The organism is Nocardia sp. CA-119907 (genome assembly GCF_050955995.1).
In the GTDB taxonomy this organism is placed as follows: domain Bacteria; phylum Actinomycetota; class Actinomycetes; order Mycobacteriales; family Mycobacteriaceae; genus Nocardia.
On the sequence record NZ_CP192091.1, the window covers coordinates 2,241,837 to 2,267,883 of the forward strand.

Below are 26,047 nucleotides of genomic sequence, written 5' to 3' on the forward strand. Positions count from 1 at the left end.
GGTAGCTCGTCAACGGTGTTCGCCCGGCTCGATTTGCCTCATCAACTCGTCCATATCGGCGTGATCCCAGACTTCGGCGAACTTGCCGTCTTCCAGGTGATAAAGAGTGAGCTCGGAAATGATCACCCGACGACCGGTTGCGTCAATTCCGCGGAAAGCGCCCCGGTGGGTGCCGGTTACAGTGAAATGCGCCGCTATATAGTCGCCGTCTACAAGGAGGTTTCGCATCTCCCAGTGCCAGTCGGGAAATGCGGCGAAGAGGTGTGAGAATTGCGTCGTAACGGCGACTGGATCCATAGGGATGTCATTCACTTTGATGGTTGGTGTATAAAATGTCGCCATTCCATCGAAATCGTGATCATTACAGCGTTCGAGATAAGACAGGTACCGGTATCGGTGTTCGTCGCGCTGTGTCACCATGCGTTTCTCACCGCCTCATGTGGTCGGATCGCATACCTTCGCGAACATCTTGGTACTTGAGCGGTCGGTCCATATCCTGCGCAACATTTCGGGCGCAGCAATGGCGGGCCCAAATCGCGGAGCCCGCCTACGTCCGCAGGATGTCGGGTTGCGCGACCACCGCGGAGTGCGCCGGAAGTCAGCGAACCGACACCTGATCGCGATCATCTGCGGGTCCGCGATAATTTAGTCGCGATCGCAGTCCTGGATGAATATTGTGTATATTCGATTAAGTTCATGAAATTTTCTATCAGAAAGTGCGACTCGCATAATTCCGCAGCAACGAACAGGCATCGATGTAGACTGACAGCCATGTCGGCTGATGTCGACGCTGGGCATACTCGGCTACTGGTGGCGGAAGATCACCCTATGGTGGTGATGGCGTTGGATTCCGCCTTCGAGTTCGTCGACGACATCGACGTCGTCGAAATTGCGAGTTCGGTCGAGGACACCATCGGTGCGGCAAGCCGGCACCATCCGCACGTCATCCTGCTCGACCGTCGGCTGCCCGATGGCGATGGAATCGATGCGATCGAGCGGCTGCGCACCGTATCCCCGGAGACCAGGGTCCTGGTCTATACCGGGGATGCGAACCAATCCATGGTCGATCGGGTGATCGCGGCGGGTGGTGCTGGCCTGGTGCTCAAGACCGGAGTGTTCGACGACCTACTGGACGCCATTCGGCAGGTCGCCGCCGGCCAGGACTACTTCGAGGTCGACCTCGGACACTGACCGGCTGCAGAGGCGAAGTTAGGTAGGTACAGCTGATGGTCCAAGAAACCGCCAGCATGGATCGAGCAAGCAGCAACGACGAGCGCCTGCAGCCCCTGTTGGATGGGCTCAAAGCGGTACGCGATGGTGACTTCCGGCGGTCCCTGCCCAAGGTCGGTGATCCGCTGCTGGACGAGATCGCCACCGTGTTCAACGGCATGGTGGACCAGCTCTCACTATTCACCACCGAGGTCACCCGCGTCGCCCGGGAGGTCGGCACCGAGGGCAAGCTCGGTGGCCAGGCGTCGGTGCCCGGGGTCTCGGGCACTTGGAAGGATTTGACCGAGTCGGTGAATGCCATGGCGGACAACCTCACCGCTCAAGTCCGCGACATCGCCGGTGTAGCCACAGCGGTGGCGCGGGGCGACCTGTCGCAGAAGATCACTGTGGATGTCAAAGGAGAGCTGCTGGAGCTGAAGAACACCATCAATACGATGGTGGATCAGCTCTCGGCGTTTGCCGACGAGGTGACCCGTGTTGCCCGAGAGGTGGGCAATGAAGGACGGTTGGGCGGTCAGGCGCAGGTGCCCGGCGTCTCGGGAACATGGCGGGACCTCACCGAATCGGTGAACATCATGGCGGGCAATCTCACCGCTCAGGTTCGGTCGATCGCGGAGGTGACGACCGCGGTGGCGAAGGGCGACCTGTCGCAGAAGATCACCGTGGATGCGCGTGGCGAAATCCTGGAGCTGAAGTCGACCATCAATACGATGGTCGACACCTTGTCTTCGTTCGCCGACGAGGTCACCCGCGTCGCCCGCGAGGTCGGAACCGAAGGTCAACTCGGTGGCCAAGCCCAGGTGCTGGGGGTCTCGGGCACCTGGAAGGGCCTGACGGAGTCGGTGAACTTCATGGCGGACAATCTGACCGACCAGGTGCGGTCTATCGCCCAGGTCGCCACTGCGGTTGCGCGCGGGGATTTGTCGCAGAAGATCCGGGTGGATGCCCGGGGTGAGATCCTCGAGCTGAAGGACACCATCAATACGATGGTCGACACTCTGTCTTCGTTCGCCGACGAGGTCACTCGTGTTGCGCGCGAGGTTGGTACGGAGGGGCGGCTCGGCGGTCAGGCCGACGTGAAAGGTGTATCCGGCACCTGGAAAGGCTTGACCGAGTCCGTGAATGTGATGGCGGACAATCTGACCGACCAGGTGCGGTCTATCGCCCAGGTCACGACTGCGGTTGCGCGCGGGGATTTGTCGCAGAAGATCCGGGTGGATGCCCGGGGTGAGATCCTCGAGCTGAAGGACACCATCAATACGATGGTCGACACTCTGTCTTCGTTCGCCGACGAGGTCACTCGTGTTGCGCGCGAGGTTGGTACGGAGGGGCGGCTCGGCGGTCAGGCCGACGTGAAAGGTGTATCCGGCACCTGGAAAGGCTTGACCGAGTCCGTGAATGTGATGGCGGACAATCTGACCGTTCAGGTGCGGTCTATCGCCCAGGTCGCCACCGCGGTCGCCCGCGGCGACCTGTCGCAGAAGGTCACCGTCGAAGCCAAGGGCGAGGTCGCCGCGCTGGCGCAGACCATCAATACGATGGTCGACACCTTGTCTTCGTTCGCCGACGAGGTCACCCGCGTCGCGCGCGAGGTGGGCACCGAAGGCATCCTCGGCGGGCAGGCGCGGGTGCCCAATGTCGCCGGCACCTGGAAGAGCCTCACCGATAATGTGAACTCGATGGCGGGCAACCTGACCAGTCAGGTTCGATCCATCGCCCAGGTCACCACGGCCGTGGCGCGCGGCAACCTGTCGCAGAAGATCGACGTCGATGCGCGCGGCGAGATCCTGGAGCTCAAGACCACGATCAATACCATGGTCGACACGTTGTCGGCGTTCGCCGCCGAGGTCACCAGGGTGGCACGCGAGGTGGGCAAGGATGGCCGGCTCGGCGGACAAGCCGAGGTCGAGGGCGTATCCGGAACCTGGAAGCGGCTGACGGAGAACGTCAATGAGCTCGCCGGCAACCTGACCCGTCAGGTGCGTGCCATCGCCGAGGTCGCGAGCGCGGTGGCGACCGGAGATCTCACCCGATCGATTTCTGTCGAGGCGCAAGGTGAGGTCGCCGAACTCAAGAACAACATCAACTCGATGGTGCAGTCCCTGCGCGAAACCACCCGCACCAACGAAGAGCAGGCCTGGCTCAACACCAACCTGGCGCGAATGTCCGGACGTCTACAGGGACACCGGGATCTCAGCGCCGTCGCCCAGCTGATCATGAACCAGCTCACCCCGCTCGTCGGCGCTCAGTACGGCGCGTTCTTCTTCATGGAAGCCGAAGCCAACCGTGTCCAGCTGCGGCTGATCGCGGGCTACGGGCGCAATGCCGACAACGTCGTATTCGAACTCGGCCAGTCGCTGGTCGGGCAGGTGGCGCTGACCAAGAAGGCGATTGTGGTCGACCGGACACCGCCGGACTACGTCCGGATCAGCTCCGGTCTCGGTGCCGCGCAACCGGTCAACTTGATCGTGCTGCCGATAGTGTTCGAGGACCAGGTGCTCGGTGTGATCGAACTGGCCTCCTTCAGCCGGTTCACGCTGGTACAGCAAGATTTTCTCGAACAGCTGATGGAGAGCATCGGCGTGAACGCAAACACGATCATGGCCAACGCGCGCACCGATGCCCTACTCGAGGAATCGCAGCGACTTGCCGGCGAGCTGCAGCAGTCCAATGCGGCGCTCGAAGAAAAAGCAGAGCTGCTGGTCCGCCAGAACCGCGATATCGAAATCAAGAACTTCGAAATCGAACAGGCCCGGCGGGAGATCGAGGAACGTGCCCAACAGCTCGCGCTGACGTCGAAGTACAAGTCGGAGTTCCTCGCGAACATGTCGCATGAGCTGCGCACACCGTTGACCAGCCTGCTGATCTTGGCCGGCATATTGTCGCAGAACACAACCCGGAATCTGACCGCGAAGCAGGTCGAATTCGCCAACGTGATCCAGTCCGCCGGCAAGGATCTACAGCAGCTGATCGACGATATTCTCGACCTGTCCAAGGTCGAGGCCGGGAAGATGGATATTCAACGGGAGTTCGTGCCGCTGCGGCAGCTGCTGGAATACGTGCAGACCACGTTCCGGCCACTCATCAGCCAGAAGGGCCTCGAGTTCGACGTCGATGTCGAACCGGGCGTTCCCGCCCACCTCAACACCGATGAGCAGCGGCTGCGGCAGGTGCTGCGCAACCTGCTGTCCAATGCGGTCAAGTTCACCGAGAAAGGCATGATCCGGCTCAGGGTGTGGCGGCGGGACGACCGCATCGCATTCTCCGTCAGCGACACCGGAATCGGCATCGCAGAGCAAAATCTGGAGGCCATCTTCACCGCGTTTCAGCAAGCCGACGGCACCACCAGCCGGCGATACGGCGGTACCGGTCTCGGCCTGTCGATCAGCAGGCAGGTGGCGAACTTGCTCGGTGGCGAGCTTCGTGCCGAAAGCCGACTCGGCGTCGGGAGTACGTTCACGCTCTATATCCCGGTGACACCGCAACTGGAGGTCGTGTCCGAGTCGAGGACGCGGTCGAAGCCGATCGATCGTTCTGTACTCGTCATAGAAGACCAGGAGAACAGGCCGCTGACCCGGCTGGTCCGTGGGGTCGTCGGGGCACTTGCGGACACCGCGGGGACGGTTCGCATCGAGTCCGTCGGTAGCGCCGACAAAGCACTCGCGGCCTTGCCGGCCCACCCATATCGGTGTGTCCTGCTGGATGCGAGCCTGCCGGGCGTCGGCACGGCGGAATTCCTGCGTGGCCTACGCGAGGGCGCGGAGTCGAGAAGTATTCCGCTGCTTGCACATCCGGTCCGTGAGCTCGATCCTGACCAGGAGCGGCTTATCGCGGCGTACGCCAGGGACCATCGGGTCGAACTGGTGGCTTCGCCCGATGAGTTCTGCGAGCGGTTCATCCTGTTGCTGACCCATCCGCACCGGGCCGAGCTCGAAACACCGGCGCGGCGGGCAGGGCAGCCCAGGCTGGCCGGACGCAAGGTCCTGATCATCGATGACGATGCCCGCAATGTCCTGGCGATCGCGGGCGTGCTGGAACTGAACGGGATGTCGGTGGACCATGCGCCCAACGGGCGCAAAGGCATCGAAACACTGCAGGCCAACCCGGGTGTCGATGTCATCGTGATGGACGTGATGATGCCGGAGATGGACGGATACGCAACGACTGCGGCGATACGGAGAATGCCCCGCTTCGACCGACTCCCGATCATCATGGTCACCGCGAAGGCCATGGCAGGCGATCGGGAGAAGAGCTTGGCATCCGGCGCCAGTGACTACATCACCAAGCCCGTCGACCCCGACGAACTGCTGGAGTGCATCGACCGGTGGTTGCAAGCCGTCGACCGGCCGGGCGGCGAACCGGCCCCGGTGGCAGAACTCGATGTCCGTGCATAGGCGATAGCGTTGATCGCAGACGCCTGCGCCACCATCACCGCCCACCTCGCCTAGCCCGCGCCCGCCGAATCCCGCGCTCAGTGGTCTTCGGCGTCGTCGTCTTCCGGCCAGCCGTCCTCGATGATCAGGCGGCCGGATTGCATTGCCCGCGTGTACTGTTCGGCGACCAGATCGGTGGGGTAGGTGGGCCAGTAGGAGACGGCGCCGGTTGGTTTGTCGATGACGCAGACCGAACCACCGATGGCCGGGGGGAGTGGGGGTTTGTGTGGATCGATGCCCGGGTGCGGCGCGAAGATGGCCACAACCGTGAAGCACGAATCGAATTCGGTGAGCAGATTGGTGATACCGCGGTCGACGTCGTCAGCGCTGGACAGGTAGTGGTCGGCGATGCGTTGTGCCTCGGCGAGATCCACCGGGAGGGTGGCCTCGGTCGGGTAGGCATGGATGTCCATGACCAAGAACTTACGGTCGAACATCAACGGGCCGTGGTCATTCGAAGTGGACGGTGGCGACCATGCGGCGGGCCAGGGTTTCCGGGTCCGAGCCGACGGCCAGCGGCGAATCCTGCAGTGCCCCTTCGCGCCAGAGCGCCGCGAAACCGTGTACCAGCGACCAGGCGGCGAGACGGGTGGCTTGTTGCTGTTCCACGGTGTTCTCGGGCTGCATGAGCGCGACACCGGAGCGCAGGGTCGCGCCCGCTTCGGTGCGGGCGGCGATCAGGCGCTCGTCATCGGCGTGCAGGAGTTCGCGCCGGAACATGACATCGAAGTGCCCGGGATGTTCGCGGGCGAAGCGAATGTAGGCGACCGCCACCTCGCGGAAGTCGGGTCCGGCCGCGGCCAGTTGCTCGGCGAGCAGACCGAAGCCTTCGATGGCCAGCGCGGTCAATAGCCCTGCGCGATCACCGAAATGGTGCGCGGGGGCCGCGTGCGAGACATCGGCCCGGCGGGCCAGCCCGCGCAGTGATACCGCGTCGACGCCGTCGGTCGCGATCTGGGCGGCGGCTGCGGCCAGGATGGTGGCCCGCAGATCGCCGTGGTGGTAACCGCTCTTCGCCATGTCTCGATGGTGGCCCAAAATCTAGTCATTGACAAGTTTCCGGCTCGAACCTAATCTAGTCACTGTCAAGATTGGTGCTCGACCCACAGGAGACTCTGATGGCACCGCTGGTTGTTCTCATCGTTATCGCCGGACTGGCTCGGTTCATCGGCTGGGTCGGCAACCTCGGCTGGCTCGACTCCTGGGCGCACGCCGCCGCGCTCGGCCTGGCCGCGATGTTCGCGCTCACCTCCAGCGCGCATTTCCTGGAGCCGAAGCGTGGCGCACTGGTCGCGATGGTGCCGCCGCGGCTGCCGAACCCGGCGGGCTGGGTCACCCTCACCGGTCTGCTCGAAATCGGCGGTGCGATCGGTCTGCTGATCCCGCCCATCGCCAAATTGGCCGCCGCGGGCCTGATTCTGCTGCTGATCGTGATGTTCCCGGCGAACATCCGTGCGGCGCGGGGTGATATCGGTATCAAGACCATGCCGCTGCCGCTGCGCACCGTCGTGCAACTCATCTTCCTCGGGGCAGGCGCACTCGTGCTGCTCGGCTGATCGGCGAAATCCGGTGCCGGCACACCGAATTCCGGTGTGCCGGCAGTTGCGTGTGTCCTCGCCGAGCGCCCGGTGCGTAATCTCCGTCGTGGTTCGGGGCGGTATCCTCCGACCGGCACGAGTTCCGCGGCCGAGAGGGTATCGATGTCGTCACTGATTCCCGAAGCCGTCGCCTGGCTGGTGCTCGGCTACGTCGGTGTCATCGCGGCCGGGCGGCTGCTGCTGTTGCGGGACACGATCATCGATCAGCTCATCAATCGGATGCTGCTGTGGAGCATCGTCGCCATGCTGCTCTACCGCTGCACGCCGACGCCGAGCATCACCAGTCTGCCCATCGCGCTTTCGCTGGGCTGCGTGGTCATGACGACGATGTACCTCTATGTCATGGCGCGATACATCGTGGCCGAGACCGAGCCCGCCGTGGTCTGGCGTCGGCACCGTCGATGCGGTCTCGTCGCCGTGGTGGCGACCCTCGTCATGGTGCTCTCCGGGATGGCGGCCGAGGACAACGGTCGACCGGTCGATCTGGGCGTACACGGGTCCGCGGCGATCTTCGGGTTCGCCTATGCCGCACCGCTGGCGATCAATATGGTCGTATTCCTCTTCGCGGGCATCCGCGAGCTGCGCATCGGCGACCTCAGCGCCAAGACGCGGTTGGTCTGCTGGCTGCTCGGTATCAGCGGCGGCTTCGTCTTGATCAGTCAGGCGTTGTCCCTGGCGCAAGGGCTGACCGGTTGGCCCGACCTCGGCCCGCACTTGCCGCGCGGGGAGCTCGATTTCGTACTCTGCCTGGTATTCGACGTGACCCTGCTCGCCATCCCGCTGGTCAGCGCGCTGCTCGCGCTCGCGGGATGGGATCGGGACGGCCGAATCTGTCGCCGATTGCGGCCGCTGTGGCGCGACCTCACCGCGGCGGTCCCGGAGATCGTGCTGCATGTCGACGCCCGCCGCGGGGCGGATCCGGCCACCCGCCTGTTCCGGATGACCGTCGAGATCCGTGACGCCCTGCTCCACCTCGGCTCCTATCTCCCGGCCGAACCGTACCCGGCGACCGAATCAGACTGGGAGTTAACCGATTACGCCCACCGGCTCGCCCATGCGGCCCGCGCTCGAAAGGATGGCGGCGTGCCGATCGGCGCCGGGGCAGCACCGCGACCACCGCTGGTCGCGCACGACTTCGAGGCCGAGCTCCGGCAGCTACTCGGTCTGGCCCGCGTCTGGCCGCAGGCCAGGACGGCAGCCGGATGAGCCGATTCACAACGCGCGCAGGCGATCACGTCGCGCCCTAGGCTGTACCCCATGACGTACCAGACCATTTCCCAACAATTCGAACTCGACGTCGACGGCTCACCGATGACCGGCTACCTCGCTCGGCCGGAGGGCACGGCGGAATTTCCCGCCGTGCTCGTCGGGGCCGAACTGTGGGGTTTGACCGATGACGTCCGGCATATCGTGGATCGGGTCGCGGCGCTGGGCTATGTGGCCTTCGTGGTGAACGTTTATCACCGTTCCGGTCCGGAGACCGCGGCCGGCCTGGCCGAGACCGACGAAAATCGGACACGTGCGTTCGGCCTGCTCGGCGAGCTGACCCGCGAGGGCGTCGAGGCCGACTTCCGAGCCGCCATTGCCTACGCCCGCGAGCACGGACAGGCCTCCGATAAGACCGGTGTGCTCGGCTTCAGCCTCGGCGGCCATCTGGCCTACTTCGCCGCCACCCGGCTCGACCTCGACGCGGCGGCGATCTTCTACCCCGGCTGGCTGACCACATCGGGCACCGCGCTGAGTCGGCCGGAGCCGCTGCTGGCCGCGACCGAGGGGATCGCCAAGGGCGATGTGCGGCTGCTGATGTTCTTCGCCGAACTCGATCACGTCATCGATGCCGAACAGCGCGAGCAGATCGGCGCGGCGCTGAACGAGGCCGGTGTGCGCCATGAGCTGGTGGTCTATCCCGGTGCGAAGCACGCCTTCTTCTTCCCGGATCGAGAGCCCTACGACGCGGCAGCCGCCGAGGACTCGTGGCGGCGGGCGTCCGAGCTGTTCGCCGCCGAACTGGGCTGATTCCGAGCCGGAAATGCGGAAAGCCCGACCGGCCCTGTCTCCCCCTCCGAAGACAGGCCCGATCGGGCTGTAATAAAGATGCCTCGGAACACTTGACAGGGCCTTAAAGGGGGCTTAAAGGAGACGCGTCAAACGGATCAGGTCCGCTTGCCGCCCAGCTGGGCCAGGAATTCGGCGTTGGTCGGGGCTTTGCGCAAACCCTCCAGCAGCAGGTCGATGGCCTGCTGACCGTCCACCGCGGCGAGGGTGCGACGCAGCAGGTGGTTGGCCGCCAATTCGTCCGGGGCGAGCAGTAATTCGTCCTTGCGGGTGCTGGACTGCGCGATATCGATGGCCGGGAAGACGCGGCGATTCGCGGTCGCGCGATCGAGTTTCAGCTCGGCATTGCCGGTGCCCTTGTACTCCTCGAAGATCACGGTATCGGCCAGCGATCCGGTCTCGACCAGGGCGGTGGCGATGACGGTGAGCGAGCCACCGTGCTCGATATTACGTGCGGCGCCCAGGAATTTCTTGGGTGGCGCGAGCGCGGTGGCGTCCACGCCGCCGGAGAGCACGCGCCCGGAGGCCGGGGCGGCATTGTTGTAGGCGCGGGCCAGGCGGGTCAGCGAATCGAGCAGCACGACCACGTCCCGGCCCATTTCGACCAGGCGTTTGGCGTGTTCGATGGCGAGTTCGGCCACCGCGATATGTTCGCGAGGCGGCTGGTCGAAGGTGGCGGCGGCGACATCGGCGGGTACCGATCTGGCCAGATCCGTCACCTCCTCGGGCCGCTCGCCGACCAGTACGAGCATCAGCTCGCACTCCGGGTGGTTCTTCGCGATACCGTGCGATATCGCTTGCAGCACAGAGGTTTTGCCTGCCTTGGGTGGTGCGACGATGAGTGCGCGCTGCCCCTTGCCGATGGGCATGACCAGGTCGGTGACCCGGGTGGTCATGGCATGGGGTTCGGTCTCCAGGCGCAGCCGCTGGTTGGGGTAGATGGGGACCAGGTCGTCGAACCTCGGGCGAGTCGCGCCGCGGCGGGGATCCTGGCCATTGACGGATTCGATACCGACCAGCGGGTCGAGCTTGTCGCCGCGTGCCGGTTCGGCCGTGCCGGTGATGAAATCGCCACGGCGCAAACCGAATTCGCGGATCAGCCGGGGTGGCACGTGCACGTCACGGGGGCCGGGGAGATAGCCGTCGACACGCAGCGTCGCGGCGCGGTTATCGGGGATCTCGAGGATGCCGCCGACGGATCGTGCGGGGTCGGCCGCGGCGTCCCCATCGGGTGGTGTGGGAAAAGTGTTGTCTTTCATGGTGTTTCCTTTTTCTTGGGTACGGCGAACGGCCGTGAAAGGCAGCGGCGATGCGCTCGCTGCGGTGAATGTCCCTGTGCGCTCTGGGCAGCGGATTCACGGGAGTGTGGAACCGTGGTGGGAAGAGGAGAGATCTCGTGGGAAGCCCGGCTCTGATCGGCCGGAGGACCATCCACAAGGACAGGGGCGAGATTACAGCTTCGAACGATTGTGCGCAATGGCTCGGGTCACAGCTGGGCGACACGGCGGTGACAGGGCACGCTTTGGTATCGATCGTCGCCTGCGGTAAACTCCCCGACGGCGTGTCTCGTATCGGTTCATATCCGGATATTTGGCGTAGGCAAGGAGATACGCATGGCCGATCTCGCCCCGTTCTACCAGCAAGTCCAGTCGCACTACGATGTCTCCGACGAGTTCTACCGGCTGTTTCTCGACCCCTCGATGACCTACAGCTGTGCCTACTTCGAGCGCGATGACATGACCCTCGAACAGGCCCAGCTGGCCAAGATCGACCTCGCGCTCGGCAAGTTGGATCTGCAGCCCGGGATGACCCTGCTCGATATCGGATGTGGCTGGGGCGCAACAATGTTCCGCGCGGTCCAGCGCTATGGCGTCAAGGTCGTCGGACTTACCTTGAGCCGCAACCAATATGAGCACGTCCGTGCCGAGATCGGTCGGCGCGCGGTCGAGGGCGTCGAGATCCGGCTGCAGGGCTGGGAGGAATTCGACGGCACTGCGGACCGGATCGTCAGCATCGGTGCCTTCGAACACTTTCGGCGGGAGCGCTACGCGACCTTCTTCGATCGCTGCCATCGCATACTGCCCGCCAATGGGCGGATGCTGCTGCATACGATCATCGGCCATACGCTCAACGACCTACGGCGCATGAATATTCCGGTGACCCGGGAGAACGCGCTGTTCCACATTTTCGTCAAGCGGGAGATCTTCCCCGGCGGTCAGCTGCCGCAGCCCGCGGAGGTCACCCGGCTGGCCGGGCAGGCCGGATTCGGCACCGAGCAGATCCAGCCGCTGCGCCTGCATTACGCACGCACCCTGGATCAATGGGCCCAGGCCCTGGTGGACCAGCACGACGAGGCGGTTCGGATCGCCTCCGAAGAGGTCTACGCCAGATATCTGAAGTACCTCACCGGATGTGCCGACCACTTCCGCAGCGGGCACCTCGATGTCATGCAGTTCACGTTGGTGAAGTGAGCCCGGCCGCACGAGGCCGGGCATCGGGTCAGAGCACGGCTTGGGTCTGGGTCACCTTGGCGACGAGTTTGTCCGAGTCATCGTGGATTTCGGTTTCCACCACGATGAACGATCGCCCGGCATGCAGCGGCCGCGCCGAGGCGGTCGCATGACCGGACCGCACGGCACGCAGGAAGTTCGATTTGGATTCGACCGTCGTCGTGCCCTGTTTGCCCTCGGGCAGATTCAGGAACGCGCAGACCGCGGCGGTCGCGTCCGCGAGTGACATCAGCACACCGCCGTGCAGCACTCCGCCCAGCGTGCACAGCGATTCGTCCCACGCGATCCGGCTGCGCACCAGTGCGGTGCCGTGTTCGAGCACCTCGACCCCAAGGCGCTCGGTGAACGGCATGGACTGGTGAAAGAGCTTGGTGCCCACCTCATCGATCATGAACTCAGCCTGCCCGACGGACCCGACGCGTGTCGATTACCCCGGAGGTAATCAGCATTACGAGCAGTGCGGTCGCGCCGCCGCACAGCAACACGGTCGAGGGTGAGGTCCGGTCCACGATCACGCCGCCGACCAGTGCGCCGGCACAGAACGTCGCCTGGAACGACGCCGTGAACAGCACCGACGCCACCTCGGGAGCGTCGGGCAGCGCGTTGGCGAACCAGGTCTGCAGGACGACCGGGATACCGCCGTACCCGATACCCCAGACGATCAGCAGTGCGACGGCGCCGAACTCCCATCGGCCGAGCAGCGGCAGCACCAGCATCGCGGCCGCCATGGCGGCCACCGCACAGCCGAGCGCGGTCCGGGGACGGCCGAGCAAGGTGCCGCCCAGGAAGTTTCCGGCAATACCGGCCACGCCGTAGATCAGCAGCAGGACCGTGATGCCCTCCGCGCTGACCTGGGTGACCTGCTCCAGGAACGGCGTCACGTAGGTATAGGTGCCGAACTGTGCGAGCACCACGAAAAGGGTTGCCAGCAGTGCGATCCGGACGGCCGAACCGCGCATTCCGCTGCGCAGCGCGGTGACGTTCACGGCCTGTTCGGCGGGCAGCGACGGCAGCGCGAATGCCAGTAGCGCCAGCACCACGGCCGACACCATGCCCAGGACGACGAATGCGGCTCGCCAGCCCGCCAGATGGCCGACGAAGGTGCCCGCGGGCACACCGAGCACCGAACCGAGTGGGACCGAGGAGAAGATCACCGAGGTAGCCCGGTGTACCGACTCCGGTGGCACCAGCCGACCGGCCAGTCCGGCCGCGATCGACCAGTAGCCGCCGATGGTGATCCCGATCAGCACACGCGAGGTCAGCACCACCCAGAACTGCGGCGCGGTCGCGGCGACCGCATTGGCGATCACCAGCAGCAGCGTGCAGCCGCACAGCAACAGTCGGCGATCGACTCGGGCGGCCGCGACGGTCACCAGGGGAGCGGCGATCGCGGCGAGCAGCCCCGGCATGGTCATCATGAGTCCGGCCATGCCGTCGGAGATCGTGAACTCGGATCCGATCGAGGTCAGCAGGCCGATCGGCAGAATCTCGGTCGTCACGATCGAGAAGATGCCGAGCATGACCGCGACGACGGCGAGCCAGCGGATCAGCGGTGGTCGGGTGACCGCGGTGGGTGCGGGCGCGAGAGCGATGGACATGCGCTCCAGTTCAGCAATCCGCATCGCCGAGTTCCGGCGGGTTTCCGCCGCGAATGCCCCGAATGCCCAATATCAGCCGAGCCGGGCAACCACTGCGCGCGGCAGATGTGGCAGGACCACATCGATGAGCCGCCACGGCCAAGTCGGAACGCATGCGCGAATGCGCTCCCGCTCGATCGCGCGGACCATCGCCGCGACGCCCTTCTCCAGCGGTGCGACCATCCGCGCGTCACCGGCCTTCGCCGCCATATCGGTGGCGATGAATCCCGGCAGCAGGGTGGTGACGGCGATCGGTGACTGCGCGAATTCGACGGTCAGCGCTTCGCCCAAGGCGGCCAGTCCGGCCTTGCTCGCGGAGTAGGCCGCCTTCGTGCCCGGCAATCCGCGCACCGCGCTCATCGAGGACACCAGCACCAGGTGGCCGCCCCGCTGGGCGCGGAAGATCGCCAACGCCGCCTCGGTCTGGGCGAGCGCGCTGACGAAATTGGTGGTGGCCGTGGCGAGATTGGCATCCGCCCGACCGGTGCCGATCGGCGCGCCCTTGCCGATACCGGCATTGACGATCACGCGGTCCAGTCCGCCCAATTCATCGCGCAATTGCGCGAATACCGGTGGTACGGCCGCGTGATCGTCGACATCGAGCGCGCGGACCGCGACCTGGATCCCCGGATGTGCGGCGGTGAGTTCGTCGCGCAACGTTTCGAGCGCGTCGAGCCGGCGGGCGCACAGGGCCAGGTCCCGGCCCTTGGCGGCGAAATCCCGCGCCATCGCAGCGCCGAGTCCGGCGCTCGCACCGGTGATCAGGATCTTGGTCCGCGTCATGGTCGCGACGATAGCGCTGGGCTCAGCCGCCGAACGAACCGGTGCTCACCGGCGGCACCATATGCCAGGCACCACAATTCACCGTCTTGAAGGCCACATCGGTCGGCGCGATCTCGGCACGGACCGGACGATTCCTGGTGAAGTCGTTATTGATGATGTAGTGCTGATCGGTGTTATCGCCCTCGACCTTGCGCAGCCGTCGCCAGTCGCAGCCGACCGCCGGATCGGGAGTGCCGGGGGCCTCCCAGGTACCGGGGAGGATATCGACACCCACCAGGTAGACGCCGTCCTCGGTGATGGTGTTCGCGGGCTGGGCGGCCGCGGTGCCCGCGCCCAGCAGTGTCACGGTGGACGCCATTGCCCCCGCGATCACGAGCGTGCTTGCACGCATACTGCTTGCTCCTAGAGTCGTACTCGCGCCGCCACTGGCGGCTGACCTGCGGAGATCCCCGTATCTCCGGGGCAAAGGTCTACCAGACTCAGCGGTCGATTTCGGCGGAATCGGAGATTCCTGTCACATATCCGGTCGGTTGTGCATTACTGCGATCCAATTTCACTGTGTCGGCGGTGATTCCACTCGCGCGAGTTCCCGCGATACCTCTTATATGAGTGGTATTTGTCCGGTGGTCGATGTCGTGGACACGCGGTCGACCTGTGGGACGGCGTGTGCCGGTCTGTGTACCGACGATGGGATTGCCGCCGTGCTGGCCGCCGACCGGGCACTACTGCACTGGCGTGCGATGCGCGGCCTCGGCGATTCGGGACTGGCCGAACAGGCGGTGCAGGAAACGCTGCTGCGGGCTTGGCGCTCCTGCGCGATGTTCGACGCACGCAAGGGCACGGTCCGCACCTGGCTGCTCGCCATCCAGCGCAACGTCATGATCGATATCGCGCGCGCCCGCGCCATCCGTCCCGCCGATACCGAATGGGACGAGGTCGGGCAACTCAGCGATGTCAGATACGCGCACCCGGACTTCGCCGACCGCCTCGTCGACTGTCTGCTCGTCGCGGACCTGCTGGCCCGCCTGCCCGAATCCCAGCGCACGGCGGTGGTGGAGGTGATCCTGCGGGATCGGGCCTATCAGGAGGTCGCCGATGATTTCGGCATTCCGGTCGGCACCGTGAAAACCCGGGTCCACTACGCCTTGCGTTCGCTGCGTCGCTTGCCGATAGGGGCCTGAGTCGGCCGACGGTCGGGCAACCGTAGTTCTGCCCCGCGGCATTCGAACGGATACCGACGGCCACGAAATTGACCGCATCCGTCTGGCAATCCTCACCCTTCCGGTGATTCGATCGCATTTTGGTCGCCTGATCAGCGGTAATCCCCTTCGTCACCTCGATAACATTTTGATAACGTAGCTTGCTTTGCGGATGCTGACGTTGCCAGAGTAAACCACTGGGTTTGGTGTTACTAGTGGGAAGGGAGGGGTGCCCCGTCCCGGGGCACCGACACCGCACATGAAGCCAAGCATCATCAGGACCGGTATCTGCGGCGCCGTCACGGCCGCCGTGGTGGTGGCGCTGGGCGGGCTGGCCCCGGCCGCGCTCGCCGATCCGGCATCGCCGGAAATGGCCACGAAACTCGCAGGCAAGACAATATTCGTCGACCCGGGTCATCAGGGGCCCAACCACGCCGAAAATCTGGCGCGGCAGGTGAGCAACGGACGCGGCGGCACCAAGGACTGCCAGACCACCGGCATGATCACGGTGAACGGCGTGCAGGAACACACGATCAACTGGAAGGTGGCCGAACTGGTTCGGGCCACCCTGGAAGATCTGGGCGCGAAGGTGGTGCTCAGCCGTCCGGACGACTCCGGGTGGGGCGGCTGCGTCGATGACCGGGCACACGCCGCCAATGCCTCCGGCGCCGACGTCGCGGTGAGCATCCACGCCGACAGCGCTCCGCCGCAGGACCGCGGATTCCACCTGATCGTGCCGCAGCTGCCGATTCCGGATCCGAAGATCGATCAGGTCCAGTCGGGCCCCGGTCTGGCGGCGACGAAGGCGGTGCGCGACGCCTATCTGCAGGCCGGTTTCCAGTCGGCCAACTACGCGGGCGCACAGGACGGTCTGCAGACCCGCGCGGATATCGCCGGTCCGGCACTGACCGCCGTGCCCGATGTGTTCGTCGAGATGGGCAATGGGGCCAATCCCGAGGACGCCGCGCTGCTGGAGAGTCCGGAGGGTCAGGTCAAACATGCCCTGGCCATCGCGACGGGTCTGGTCGGGTTCCTGCTCGGCGCCCCGCAGCAGTCGTCGACGCCCGGGGTCTCGGGTGGGGTGCCCGTGCATACCGGTTCGACGGGCGACCAGCCCGCCTCGGCTCCGACATCCAGTGTGCCGCAGGCCAATGCGGTGCCCTCGGCGCAGCCGGTGCCCCCCGCCGGGGTGGCGCCGCGGCCCGCTGCCGCCCCCGAGCCCGCGGCGACGCCGCAACTCGTGCCAGCGGCCGACGCTGTCCCGCAACCGCCGACCGCGCCCGCATCGCTGAATCCGCCACCGGGTTACGCTCCGGCGCCGGGCTACACGCCACTGCCCGGTTCCCCGGATACGCCCGGCTCGCCGCAGTCCCCCGGTGCTCCGCAGGCTGGTTCGCTGCTCTCACCCAACACCCCCGGTTCGCAACTGTCGCCGAATCAGACCACGCCGAATGCGACGAGCGGGCTGCTGTCCACCCTCGTCAACACCATCATCCAGATGCTGATGCCGTTGGCGATGTCACTCGGCATGGACAACACCGTGGTCACCTCGGAGCTGATCAACCTCGCCTACACCTTGGCCAGCACCCTGCTCGGCCCGACGAAGTAACGCGGTCGTCCGGCTGCGGACACGATCCGCAGCCGGACGACTCTCGGAGAACCGGCCGCGCCCGCGCGGCCGAAAGCGCCGCCAATAGACTCGTCCGGGTGGCCGAGCGGATTCCTGTTCTGATCGTCGCCGGATTCCTGGGATCCGGGAAGACGACGCTGCTCAACCATCTGCTGCGCAATAACCGTGGTACCCGGATCGGCGTGGTGGTCAATGACTTCGGGGCCATCAATATCGACGCCATGCTGGTGGCCGGGCAGGTCGACGCCATGGTGTCGCTGGGCAACGGATGTGTCTGCTGTGCGGTCGATGTCGGCGAACTCGACGAGCTGTTCACCAAGCTGGCGCAGCCGCGCGCCAAAATCGATGTGATCGTGGTGGAAGCCAGTGGTCTGGCCGAACCGCGCAATCTGATCCGGATGGTGCTCGGCAGCGAGAATCCGCGCATCCGCTACGGCGGATTGGTCGAGGTGGTCGATGCCGAACAGTTCCCGGACACGCGGGTCCGCCACCCCGAACTCGCGACGCATCTGCGACTCGCGGATCTGGTGGTGCTGAACAAGGCCGATCGGGTACCACGGGATCGGCTGGAGCTATTGCGGCAGGAGATCACCGAGCTGATCGGGCCGGTTCCGGTGTACGCGACGACTCGCGGACGCATCGACCCGGGCCTGCTGTTCGACGAACCGCTGCGCGAAATGCCGCGGGTCGCCGAACAATTGAGCTTCGACGAACTGCTCGACCAGCACGAGCACGACGACCACCACGACCACGCCGGGCGCCGGCATCTGCACGACGACTACACCAGCGTGTCCTTCACCAGCGAACGGGAATTGGATCCGCGGCGCCTGGTCGAATTCCTCGAAGATCCGCCGCCCGGCCTGTTCCGCGCCAAGGGTTTCGCCGCCTTCGGTGTCGCGGCCGAACGCCGGAAGTTCGTGCTGCATATGGTCGGCCGCCACATTGTCTTCGAACCGGACTCCTGGTCGCGCGGTGAATCACGCACGACCGAGTTGGTATTGATCGGTGCGGGTCTACCCGCCGACGCGGCGCTGCGGCGACTGCACGACACCGTGCACACCGACGCCGAACCGCTGGATCCCGGAGCCATGCTCGGCATCTGGCGCTACGCCCCGCACTGACGCCGCGGCGAACACCGACACTTCGGCAGCGTTGGCGCGTCGCTGAATTGGCGCGTTCTGCTCGAAGCTGGCACATTCGGTACTTGGCGCGGCGACCGCGCACACATAAAACTGACACATTGCCCCGCCGCGCGCGGCATCTGCGCAACGGAGCGAACCTGCTGCGCGCGGTGCGGTTCGGCGCCCGAACCGTGATCGACCGTATTTGTCTCTACGACCGATGGGAGAGTTCCGTGTCAGAGACTTGGGAGAGCGCGACGGCATACGTGGTCGCCGCGTTAGAGGCCAAGGGCACCGCCACGCGCGATGATTTCGATGTGGCCGCCATTGTCGCCGCGTCCCGAGATATGGTCGATAGCTGGGATTTTCGTGCCATCGAGGATTCGACATTCTGGCGTATCGCGGCAACCTTCCTCAAGGTGTGACCGCGTCCGGTGCGGGCACGGGGCGGCGCGGAAGATGCGGCGGATCAGGCCGGGAGGTCCGATCGGTGCATGGGCTGGTTCATGGACCGTCGGCGGGCCGCCCGCCGCATCGACCCCACATCCGAATATCCCAGTAGTTCGGCCTGGCGCGTTCGGCTCAACAGCCCATTCGCATTCGCCTGTGCCAGGCGGGTATTGCGCGCTCGGTCCACTTCCGATCGCCAGGTGGTACCCGCCTCCATCAGCCTGCGTTGCAGCGTGCGCGGGCTGGTGGCGAGTTGTCGGGCCACCCGATCCAGTGATACCGCACCCTCGGCCAGCGCGTCGGTGACCGCGGCGGCGACCCGATCCGGCCATGCGGTTGCCAAGGGCGGCGGTGGCGGGAGCGCATCGGCCAGCGGCTGCAGCACGGCGGCCAGCACCGGATCGCTGGTGGTCAGCGGCAGTTCCATAGCGCTGGCACGGAAGGTCATGGCATCGACCGGTGCGTTGAATTCGATGGCGGGAGTACCGAAGACCTCGACGAAGGTGTCGGTTTTCGCGGGTGCCTGTTGTCGCAGCGCCACCCGCAGCGGGATGAGCGGTTCGCGGACCACCCGCCGCGCCCGGCTGAGCACCGCCGCCAGCCCCCACAGCTGGGTGAGATCGCGGCCGCGGCCCTCGCCATTGATCATGTCGAGATAGAGCGTGACCTCGTGCTCATTCTCGGTGACCAGGTTGAAGCGGTGATTGGTGGTGACCGCGGCGACATAAGGGCCGCAGGTTGCCAGACCCGCGCCGAGCGTCGGTGCGGTGGAGAACAGATAGTCGTAGAGGCCGAGGCTGGTGAGTTCGTAGCGGCTGGCCACATGCAGCGCGACATTCGGGTCGCCGAGTGCCTGTTCACCGAGTTCCCAGAGCCGCGAGAACGTGTGACTCGGCAGGTGCACAACCTCGCCAGCCAGGGTCCATTCGGGTAGTCCGGTCTCGCGGATCAGCCGATCCCGGTCCGCGCCGGCCGCCGTGAGCTGTGAGATGACGAATCTGTGCAGCAATACCTGGTCGGTTCCCAATGCGCCCCTCCTGCCGCGGATCGACGAATCCTCTGCGGGGAGAACGCTATCCCGCGGGTATTGAATCGTCAGTGAATTCACATCACAACGTTGTTTCGGGCAACCCAACCGGCGCTCATGACGAGGTTAACCATTGGCAATGACCCTTTACCCGCAGGCGTTGACCCATTCGGAGAGACCGTCTGCGAACAATTGGCGCTTCCAGATCGGCACTTCGTGTTTGATCCGATCCACCAATTCCGCACAGGTGGTGAAGGCTTCGGCGCGATGCGGTGCGGCGACCGCGACGACGATCGCGAGATCGCCGACGGTCAGCTGACCGACTCGGTGGACGGCCGCGACCGGCAGACCCGAGCGTTCGGCAAGTGCGGCGCAGCAATTGCGCAGAAATCGTTCGGCATCCGGATGCGCGGAATACTCCAGCGCGGAAACCGCCTGTCCGCCATCGTGATCGCGCACCTTGCCGGTGAACACCACGACCGCGCCGTACTCCGGCCCGGTCACCGCGGCCTCCACCACCGCCGGGTCCAGCGGCTGATCGCTGATGCCCGCCAGGCGTACGGCCGCGAATTCACTTGTGGTCATGGTTGCCGCCTCCGGCTACTTGCGCGAGCAGATGATCCAGTAGCGGCTCCAGCACCGCCATACCGTCTTTGACCCCACCGGGGGAGCCGGGCAGATTCACGATCACCGATCGGCCCGCCAGCCCGGCCACGCCGCGACTGAGCGCGGCCAGTGGGAATTTCGCGGTGCCGCGCTGCCGAATCGCCTCGGCGACACCGGGCAATTCGCGATCGAGCACCGCCAGCGTCGCCTCGGGGGTGGCATCGGTGGGGGATGCGCCGGTGCCGCCGGTGCTGATCACCAGCGACGGTGCGAAGCGCAGCGCGTCGGCGAGGCCGATATCGATCTCCGCATCCGCATATACCAGCGGCCCCCGCACCGAGAAGCCGAGTCCGCCGAGCCATTCGGCGAGCACCGGGCCGGTGGTATCGACGCGGGTGCCGACCGCGGCGCCGGTCGAGGCGACCAGCACTACCGCCGAGCGTTCTTCGGAATCCGAGATATCCACCGCCGCAGCGTCTTCCACGGCTTCGGTGTCCGCGGGTTCATCGTCGAGCATCCGAACGGGGGTCTCGGGGGCGGGTTCCTCGGGACGTTCCCAATGTCCGTGTTTGCCCCCCTCTTTGGTGAGCAGCCGGACGCCGTCGAGGGTCGCGGCCGGGTCGACCGCCTTGACCATATCGTGCAGCGTGAGCCCCGCCACCGCGACCGCGGTGAGCGCTTCCATCTCGACGCCGGTGGGGCCCTTGGTCTTCGCGCTCGCCTGGATCGTGATGGCGGTGTCGGTGAAGCCGAATTCGACCTTCACCGACGACAGCGCCAGCTGATGGCACAGCGGAATGAGTTCGGAGGTCTTCTTCGCGCCCGCGATACCGGCGATCCGGGCGGTGGAGAGCACATCGGCCTTCGGCATATCGTCGGCCCGCACCAGTGCGATCACCTCGGCGGTGGTTCGCAGCTCACCGGCCGCGACCGCGATCCGGGTGGTGTCGGACTTCGCGCTCACATCGACCATGCGGGCGCGACCTTCCCGGTCGACATGGGACAACTCACTCATAACAACCACACTCGCACAGGCGCGCCGACCGGCAGCGCGGTGACCGCCGCCGGCACATCGATCAACACATCCGCCCAGGCCATGCCCGCGATGAGATGGGAACCGGGCCCGGAGACGACCTCGACGGCTTCCGGATTCCGGTGCAATCCGGGGGCGGCATTGTCGTCGCGGACGAGCCGGCCGCGCAGGAATTGACGTCGCCCCTCGGGCGAGCGCACCGCATTGCGCAACGGCACCTCGTAGATCTCCACCTCGGGCAGACCGGCCAGGCGGCGCAATATCGGCCGAGCGAACACCTCGAAGGACACCATGGTGCTCACCGGATTTCCGGGAAAGCTCAGCACCGGCACACCGTCGACGACGGTCAGACCCTGCGGCCCACCGGGTTGCACCGCGACCGAGCCGAACTCCCCGCCCATCGGCCCGAGCACATCCTTGACCACCTCGAAGTCGCCCTTGGAGACCCCGCCGGAGGTGACGACGATATCGGCGGATGCCGTTGCTGCGGAAAGCAATGCGCGGAATCTCGCGGGATCGTCGGTGCTGTGCTCGACCGAGACGACGGTAACGCCGTTCGCGCTGAGCGCGGCCGCGAGGGCGATGCCGTTGGAGTTGTAGATCTGGCCGGGGCGCAATGGTGTTCCGGCGGATACGAGTTCGTCACCGGTGGTGATCACCGCCGCGCGAATCGGCTGGCATACCGGCACCGTCGCGAGCCCGACCGCGGCGAGCGCGGCGATATGGCGCGGCGCGAGGGTCGTGCCCGCCCGCACCAGCAATTCGCCGGTGCGCACATCGGTGCCCGGTTCGCGCACGAATTCGCCTGCGGTGCGGCCCAGCTCGACGGTCACCGTCGCGCCATCGCTGTGCACATCCTCGACCGGCACCACACAGTCGGCGCCGGGCGGAATCGGCGCACCGGTCATCACCTTCATCGCGGTGCCGAGCGGTAGTGGTGTCTGCCCGGCGGCGCCCGCCGCGACCACACCGGCCAGCGGCAGCGTCACGGGCGTCAGCACCACCGATTCGGCACGCACCGCATAGCCGTCCATCGCGGAGTTGCGGAACACCGGCAGGTCCACCGGCGCATGGATGTCCTCGGCCAGCTGTCGGCCCAGCGCCACGGGCACCGCGACGGATTCGACCGGCCGAGTCGCCAGTGGTCGCAGCAGCGCTTCGATGGTGTCGCGGTACGCGTCGGCGGACCGGGCCGCGGCGCGGCTCGGTCGGTGGCCACCGGAGGTGGCGGGGCGCGAGGTCATGCGGCCAGCCTAATCGCCGATCGGTAGCGAGTTCTCTCGTCGTTTCGCACGAACGCTCACCTGCTGAACTCGGAGTTTGTGAGGCCAGGATGGTGCGGTCCGCCCATGGGCATGGCGGACGGACCGGTCATAATGGACGTGTGACGCTGGTCGAGATGGGGATTCCCGCCGTACGGTCCAGGGTGCCCTCGCTCGACGGACGCCCCGACACGCCGTATCTGGTGGATCGGTTCGGACGGACCGCACGCGATCTGCGCATATCGATCACCGAGAAATGCTCACTGCGTTGCACCTACTGCATGCCCGAAGAGGGCCTGCCCGCAATCCCACAGCACGAACTGCTGACCGTCGAGGAAATCGTGCGACTGGTCGCGTTGGCGGTGCGGGAGTTGGGGGTGCGCGAGGTCAGGTTCACCGGCGGCGAGCCGCTGATGCGCCGCGATCTCGAGCAGATCATCGCCGGTTGCCACCAGCGGGTGCCCGAGATCCCACTGGCCATGACGACCAATGGCGTCGGACTCGCCCATCGGGCCCGCGCACTCGCGGCCGCCGGGCTCAGCCGGGTGAATGTCTCACTGGATACCGTGGATCGGCTCGGCTTCGCCCGCCTGACCCGCCGCGATCGACTCGATTCGGTGCTCGCGGGCATCCGCGCGGCCCGGGATGCCGGGCTGGCGCCGATGAAGATCAACGCGGTGCTGATGCGCGACACCCTCGCCGATGCACCGGATCTACTGCGCTGGTGTCTGGACGAGGACTGCGAACTGCGGTTCATCGAGGAGATGCCGCTGGACGCCGATCACGAATGGGCGCGCACCAATATGGTGACCGCGGCCGAATTGCTCGATGTCCTCGGCACCCGTTTCACCCTCACCGAGGCGGGCCGGTCCGATCCGTCGGCCCCGGCGGAGAAATGGCTCGTCGACGGCGGTCCGGCGACGGTCGGCATCATCGCGACGGTGACCCGCAAGTTCTGCGATACCTGTGACCGGACCCGGCTCACCGCCGATGGCATGCTGCGTTCCTGTCTGTTCAGCGATGAGGAATTCGATCTGCGCCGAGCACTGCGCACGGGCGCCGACGACGATGAGATCGCCACCATCTGGCGCGGCGCCATGTGGAACAAGTGGGCCGGTCACGGTATCGACGCCGAGGGTTTCGTCCCCCCGGAACGCACTATGGGAGCCATCGGTGGTTGAGATCCGCTACTTCGCCGCGATCGCCGACGCCGTCGGCAAGGATCGGGAAATCCTGGAATTCCCGGCCGATGCCACGGTCGCCGATCTGCGCACCACACTGGCCGCCTCCTACGGCCCCGACCTCGACAAGATGCTGCGGGTCTGCGCCTACCTGGTCGGCGACGAACTCACCCGCGACCCGTCGGTTGCCTTGACCCCGCGCGTCGACGTCCTTCCGCCCTTCGCCGGCGGCTGATCCTCCGCTCCTAGGTGCCGCGCCGCCGACCTGGTCATTCGGCAGCGCGCTGACAGCCCGCAACCACCATCCGATCAACGTCGGCGCGTTAGCATCGGCGCGCCAACGCATTTCGTTGCTCCACCCGGAGGAAGGCCGACCCCATGATCAAGCCGCCGAAGTTGTCGCTGCATCCCGCGCTCCTGAAACAGCAGGAGATACGGGCGGCCAGCTTCCAGCTGCGGCTCGCCGATCAGATCACCAGATTCGCCGGCTCGATGCAGTTCGTCTACATCCATGCGGTGCTGTTCGCGGTCTGGATGCTGTGGTTGGAGCGCAGTCCCTGGCCGACCCTGACGCTGGTCGTCTCGCTGGAAGCGATCTTCCTGTCGACCTTCGTGATGATCGGCCAGAACCGGCAGGCGCAGTACCAGCAGATCAAGGCCGATCACGACTTCACCGAACAGGAGTTGCAGCTCAAGAGCGATCTGGAGCTGACGAAGGCCATCCACCAGATGACCACGGAACTGCACCGCAGGCTGATCGAGGAAGCGGATCAGAAATAGGCTCAGCCGCTACAGGGTTTCAGCGCCACCAGGTATCGAGCGGGGTAACCGGGACAGTGCGCTTGTGCCGGGTGTTGCGGAAGATCGTCTCGAGCTTCGTGGCGACCTCGGGCGTGACGTCCTTGCCCTCGAGGTAGTCATCGATTTCGGTGTAGCGCAGGCCGAGCGCCTCCTCGTCGGGCAGTGCCGGGCGGTCGTCCTCGAGGTCGGCGGTGGGGACCTTCGACCAGATGCTCGACGGTGCGCCGAGCTCCTGCAGCAGGGCCGCGCCCTGGCGCTTGGTGAGTCCGGTCAGCGGGGTGATGTCGACACCGCCGTCACCGAATTTGGTGAAGAAGCCGGTGACCGCCTCGGCGGCATGGTCGGTGCCGACGACGAGCATATTCTCCTGACCGGCGATGGCGTATTGGGTCACCATGCGTTCGCGGGCCTTGACATTGCCCCGCACGAAATCGCGCAGCTTGTCCACCTGCAATGCCGAGGCCACCTCGGCGGCAACGGCATTGGCGCCGGGGCGGATATTCACCACCACCGAGCGGTCGGGCTGGATGAACCGCAGCGCGATGCGGGCGTCGGCCTCGTCGGCCTGCACGCCGTAGGGCAGTCGCACCGCGATGAAGGTGGCATCGGCACCGTCGGCGCGCAGTTCCTCGGCGGCGAGCTGGCACAGTCGGCCGGTCAGCGCGCTGTCCTGGCCGCCGCTGATGCCGAGGACGAAACCCCGGGCGGGACTTGCGCTCAGATAGTCCTTGAGGAAATCGATCCGCCGTCGCACCTCGACCTTCGGTTCGATATTCGACTGGACGCCCAACTCGGCGATGATCTGTTCACGCAGGTTCCCCATGGCGCCTCACTCTACTGGGCGCGACGGGATGACAACCCGTCGAACGAAGGCCTCCCAGTTGTCGCCGATCCGACAGCGGTCGTAGCCGAGCACATGCATCTGGTGCATCACCAGTGCGGCGCCGAGCAGCGCCAGCAGCCCATCGGCGATCAGCACCACATCGCCGTCCACCCGCGCCGCCCGCAGCAGCATCGTCACGTGTGCGCGGAGCAGGCCATAGGGCGGGGCGGTATAGCGCTGGTTCGCCTCGCCGATTTCCGCGGCGCGGTGCAGTTCGCCCGCGACCTCGATATCGAGTAGCCGGGCTCGGCCGAAGGCGACGAGCCGGTCCACCGGCGCCGCGCCCGGCCCCAGCGGCGGCGGTCCGAACATGAACTCTTCCTGGAACTTTCGCTCGGCGTGATCCAACAGCGCGCGCAGCAGTCCCGACCTGCTGCCGAACCGGCGGAACACGGTGCCCTTGCCGACACCGGCCCGCTTGGCCAGCGCGTCCATCGTCAGGCTGTCCACGCCTTGTTCACGCACCAATTGTTGTGCCGCGTCCAGCAGTAGCTGGCGGTTGCGCGCCGCGTCCGCGCGTTCGGTATTGACGGGCAGGGGCGCACCGACGCCGAGCAGCGGACGTTCGGGCATCATGTCGTCCGGCATGGATGTGCTGTAGCTCACAG

26 protein-coding genes and 1 pseudogene are annotated in these 26,047 nt (G+C 65.9%); 13 read left to right on the forward strand and 14 right to left on the reverse strand.

Annotated features, from left to right (window positions below):
- Positions 1 to 9: 9 nt before the first annotated feature.
- Positions 10 to 420 (reverse strand): ester cyclase, encoded by a 411-nt coding sequence (locus tag ACQP2D_RS10055; RefSeq protein WP_433683449.1) that lies wholly within the window; start codon positions 418 to 420, stop codon positions 10 to 12.
- A 351-nt stretch (positions 421 to 771) separates the two neighbouring features.
- Here ACQP2D_RS10055 and ACQP2D_RS10060 point away from each other — a divergent pair, with 351 nt between their 5' ends.
- A complete protein-coding gene (locus ACQP2D_RS10060) occupies positions 772 to 1,191 on the forward strand; it encodes a response regulator (protein WP_433683450.1) in 420 nt (139 codons plus the stop codon).
- 56 nt (positions 1,192 to 1,247) lie between these two features.
- Positions 1,248 to 5,624, forward strand: a complete 4,377-nt coding sequence (locus tag ACQP2D_RS10065) for a HAMP domain-containing protein (RefSeq protein ID WP_433683451.1) — start codon at positions 1,248 to 1,250, stop codon at positions 5,622 to 5,624.
- 77 nt (positions 5,625 to 5,701) lie between these two features.
- Here ACQP2D_RS10065 and ACQP2D_RS10070 read toward each other — a convergent pair whose 3' ends face one another.
- Together ACQP2D_RS10070 and ACQP2D_RS10075 are read right to left on the reverse strand one after the other, a co-directional pair.
- Complete coding sequence (locus ACQP2D_RS10070) at positions 5,702 to 6,076, reverse strand: hypothetical protein (RefSeq protein ID WP_433683452.1); 375 nt, start codon at positions 6,074 to 6,076, stop codon at positions 5,702 to 5,704.
- 37 nt (positions 6,077 to 6,113) lie between these two features.
- The gene (locus tag ACQP2D_RS10075; RefSeq protein ID WP_433683453.1) at positions 6,114 to 6,683 is read right to left on the reverse strand and encodes a TetR/AcrR family transcriptional regulator; all 570 of its coding nucleotides are present in this window, start codon (positions 6,681 to 6,683) and stop codon (positions 6,114 to 6,116) included.
- Positions 6,684 to 6,781: 98 nt separating this feature from the next.
- Between ACQP2D_RS10075 and ACQP2D_RS10080 the strand changes: the two genes are divergently transcribed.
- The 3 genes from ACQP2D_RS10080 (at position 6,782) to ACQP2D_RS10090 (ending at position 9,277) form a co-directional block, all read left to right on the forward strand.
- A complete protein-coding gene (locus ACQP2D_RS10080; protein ID WP_433683454.1) occupies positions 6,782 to 7,219 on the forward strand; it encodes a DoxX family protein in 438 nt (145 codons plus the stop codon).
- 144 nt (positions 7,220 to 7,363) lie between these two features.
- Complete coding sequence (locus ACQP2D_RS10085; RefSeq protein ID WP_433683455.1) at positions 7,364 to 8,467, forward strand: MAB_1171c family putative transporter; 1,104 nt, start codon at positions 7,364 to 7,366, stop codon at positions 8,465 to 8,467.
- Positions 8,468 to 8,518: 51 nt separating this feature from the next.
- On the forward strand, positions 8,519 to 9,277 hold the full coding sequence (locus ACQP2D_RS10090) for a dienelactone hydrolase family protein (RefSeq protein ID WP_433683456.1): 759 nt from the start codon (positions 8,519 to 8,521) through the stop codon (positions 9,275 to 9,277).
- Positions 9,278 to 9,414: 137 nt separating this feature from the next.
- Here the strand turns inward: ACQP2D_RS10090 and ACQP2D_RS10095 are convergent.
- Positions 9,415 to 10,599: pseudogene (locus ACQP2D_RS10095) on the reverse strand (transcription termination factor Rho, short form); the annotation flags it as partial.
- Positions 10,600 to 10,929: 330 nt separating this feature from the next.
- On the opposite strand from ACQP2D_RS10095, the gene ACQP2D_RS10100 reads away from it, so the two are divergent.
- Entirely contained in the window at positions 10,930 to 11,787 is an 858-nt protein-coding gene (locus ACQP2D_RS10100; RefSeq protein ID WP_433683457.1) for a cyclopropane mycolic acid synthase family methyltransferase, read from the forward strand.
- Between the two features lie 28 nt (positions 11,788 to 11,815).
- Here the strand turns inward: ACQP2D_RS10100 and ACQP2D_RS10105 are convergent, their stop codons facing one another.
- Genes ACQP2D_RS10105 through ACQP2D_RS10120 form a run of 4 tightly spaced genes read right to left on the reverse strand, consistent with a single transcriptional unit; the run spans position 11,816 to position 14,637 of the window.
- The gene (locus ACQP2D_RS10105) at positions 11,816 to 12,217 is read right to left on the reverse strand and encodes a PaaI family thioesterase (protein ID WP_433683458.1); all 402 of its coding nucleotides are present in this window, start codon (positions 12,215 to 12,217) and stop codon (positions 11,816 to 11,818) included.
- Positions 12,218 to 12,221: 4 nt separating this feature from the next.
- Positions 12,222 to 13,448, reverse strand: coding sequence for an MFS transporter (locus ACQP2D_RS10110; RefSeq protein WP_433683459.1), 1,227 nt, complete (start codon positions 13,446 to 13,448; stop codon positions 12,222 to 12,224).
- 48 nt (positions 13,449 to 13,496) lie between these two features.
- Positions 13,497 to 14,246, reverse strand: coding sequence for an SDR family oxidoreductase (locus ACQP2D_RS10115; protein WP_433683460.1), 750 nt, complete (start codon positions 14,244 to 14,246; stop codon positions 13,497 to 13,499).
- Positions 14,247 to 14,268: 22 nt separating this feature from the next.
- Positions 14,269 to 14,637 (reverse strand): hypothetical protein, encoded by a 369-nt coding sequence (locus tag ACQP2D_RS10120; protein WP_433683461.1) that lies wholly within the window; start codon positions 14,635 to 14,637, stop codon positions 14,269 to 14,271.
- A 214-nt stretch (positions 14,638 to 14,851) separates the two neighbouring features.
- Here ACQP2D_RS10120 and ACQP2D_RS10125 point away from each other — a divergent pair, with 214 nt between their 5' ends.
- The 4 genes from ACQP2D_RS10125 to ACQP2D_RS10140 all read left to right on the forward strand — a co-directional run bounded on the left by ACQP2D_RS10125 (position 14,852) and on the right by ACQP2D_RS10140 (position 18,621).
- Positions 14,852 to 15,427, forward strand: coding sequence for a sigma-70 family RNA polymerase sigma factor (locus ACQP2D_RS10125; RefSeq protein ID WP_433683462.1), 576 nt, complete (start codon positions 14,852 to 14,854; stop codon positions 15,425 to 15,427).
- A 277-nt stretch (positions 15,428 to 15,704) separates the two neighbouring features.
- Positions 15,705 to 17,054 carry an N-acetylmuramoyl-L-alanine amidase gene (locus tag ACQP2D_RS10130; RefSeq protein ID WP_433683463.1) on the forward strand — a complete coding sequence of 450 codons (1,350 nt, stop codon included), beginning with the start codon at positions 15,705 to 15,707 and terminating at the stop codon, positions 17,052 to 17,054.
- 98 nt (positions 17,055 to 17,152) lie between these two features.
- Entirely contained in the window at positions 17,153 to 18,196 is a 1,044-nt protein-coding gene (locus ACQP2D_RS10135; protein WP_433683464.1) for a CobW family GTP-binding protein, read from the forward strand.
- Positions 18,197 to 18,429: 233 nt separating this feature from the next.
- Positions 18,430 to 18,621: a hypothetical protein gene (locus ACQP2D_RS10140; RefSeq protein ID WP_433683465.1), complete on the forward strand. Its 192-nt coding sequence runs from the start codon at positions 18,430 to 18,432 to the stop codon at positions 18,619 to 18,621.
- 44 nt (positions 18,622 to 18,665) lie between these two features.
- Here the strand turns inward: ACQP2D_RS10140 and ACQP2D_RS10145 are convergent, their stop codons facing one another.
- The 4 genes from ACQP2D_RS10145 to ACQP2D_RS10160 all read right to left on the reverse strand — a co-directional run bounded on the left by ACQP2D_RS10145 (position 18,666) and on the right by ACQP2D_RS10160 (position 22,556).
- Positions 18,666 to 19,673 carry an AraC family transcriptional regulator ligand-binding domain-containing protein gene (locus ACQP2D_RS10145; protein WP_433683466.1) on the reverse strand — a complete coding sequence of 336 codons (1,008 nt, stop codon included), beginning with the start codon at positions 19,671 to 19,673 and terminating at the stop codon, positions 18,666 to 18,668.
- A gap of 147 nt (positions 19,674 to 19,820) precedes the next feature.
- Positions 19,821 to 20,258: a molybdenum cofactor biosynthesis protein MoaE gene (locus ACQP2D_RS10150; RefSeq protein ID WP_355189659.1), complete on the reverse strand. Its 438-nt coding sequence runs from the start codon at positions 20,256 to 20,258 to the stop codon at positions 19,821 to 19,823.
- A complete protein-coding gene (gene moaCB / locus ACQP2D_RS10155; RefSeq protein ID WP_433683467.1) occupies positions 20,245 to 21,294 on the reverse strand; it encodes a bifunctional molybdenum cofactor biosynthesis protein MoaC/MoaB in 1,050 nt (349 codons plus the stop codon). Before moaCB ends, ACQP2D_RS10150 begins: the two co-directional genes overlap by 14 nt.
- Positions 21,291 to 22,556: a molybdopterin molybdotransferase MoeA gene (locus ACQP2D_RS10160; RefSeq protein WP_433683468.1), complete on the reverse strand. Its 1,266-nt coding sequence runs from the start codon at positions 22,554 to 22,556 to the stop codon at positions 21,291 to 21,293. Before ACQP2D_RS10160 ends, moaCB begins: the two co-directional genes overlap by 4 nt.
- A gap of 140 nt (positions 22,557 to 22,696) precedes the next feature.
- On the opposite strand from ACQP2D_RS10160, the gene moaA reads away from it, so the two are divergent.
- From moaA to ACQP2D_RS10175, 3 genes are all read left to right on the forward strand, one after another.
- A complete protein-coding gene (gene moaA / locus ACQP2D_RS10165) occupies positions 22,697 to 23,755 on the forward strand; it encodes a GTP 3',8-cyclase MoaA (RefSeq protein ID WP_433683469.1) in 1,059 nt (352 codons plus the stop codon).
- Complete coding sequence (locus ACQP2D_RS10170; protein WP_433683470.1) at positions 23,748 to 23,990, forward strand: MoaD/ThiS family protein; 243 nt, start codon at positions 23,748 to 23,750, stop codon at positions 23,988 to 23,990. Before moaA ends, ACQP2D_RS10170 begins: the two co-directional genes overlap by 8 nt.
- Before the next feature lie 143 nt (positions 23,991 to 24,133).
- Positions 24,134 to 24,535, forward strand: coding sequence for a DUF1003 domain-containing protein (locus tag ACQP2D_RS10175; RefSeq protein WP_433683471.1), 402 nt, complete (start codon positions 24,134 to 24,136; stop codon positions 24,533 to 24,535).
- A gap of 19 nt (positions 24,536 to 24,554) precedes the next feature.
- On the opposite strand, the gene nadE is transcribed toward ACQP2D_RS10175, so the two are convergent.
- Together nadE and ACQP2D_RS10185 are read right to left on the reverse strand one after the other, a co-directional pair.
- On the reverse strand, positions 24,555 to 25,379 hold the full coding sequence (gene nadE / locus ACQP2D_RS10180; RefSeq protein WP_433683472.1) for an ammonia-dependent NAD(+) synthetase: 825 nt from the start codon (positions 25,377 to 25,379) through the stop codon (positions 24,555 to 24,557).
- A 6-nt stretch (positions 25,380 to 25,385) separates the two neighbouring features.
- Entirely contained in the window at positions 25,386 to 26,012 is a 627-nt protein-coding gene (locus ACQP2D_RS10185) for a TetR/AcrR family transcriptional regulator (RefSeq protein WP_433685596.1), read from the reverse strand.
- Positions 26,013 to 26,047: the final 35 nt, after the last annotated feature.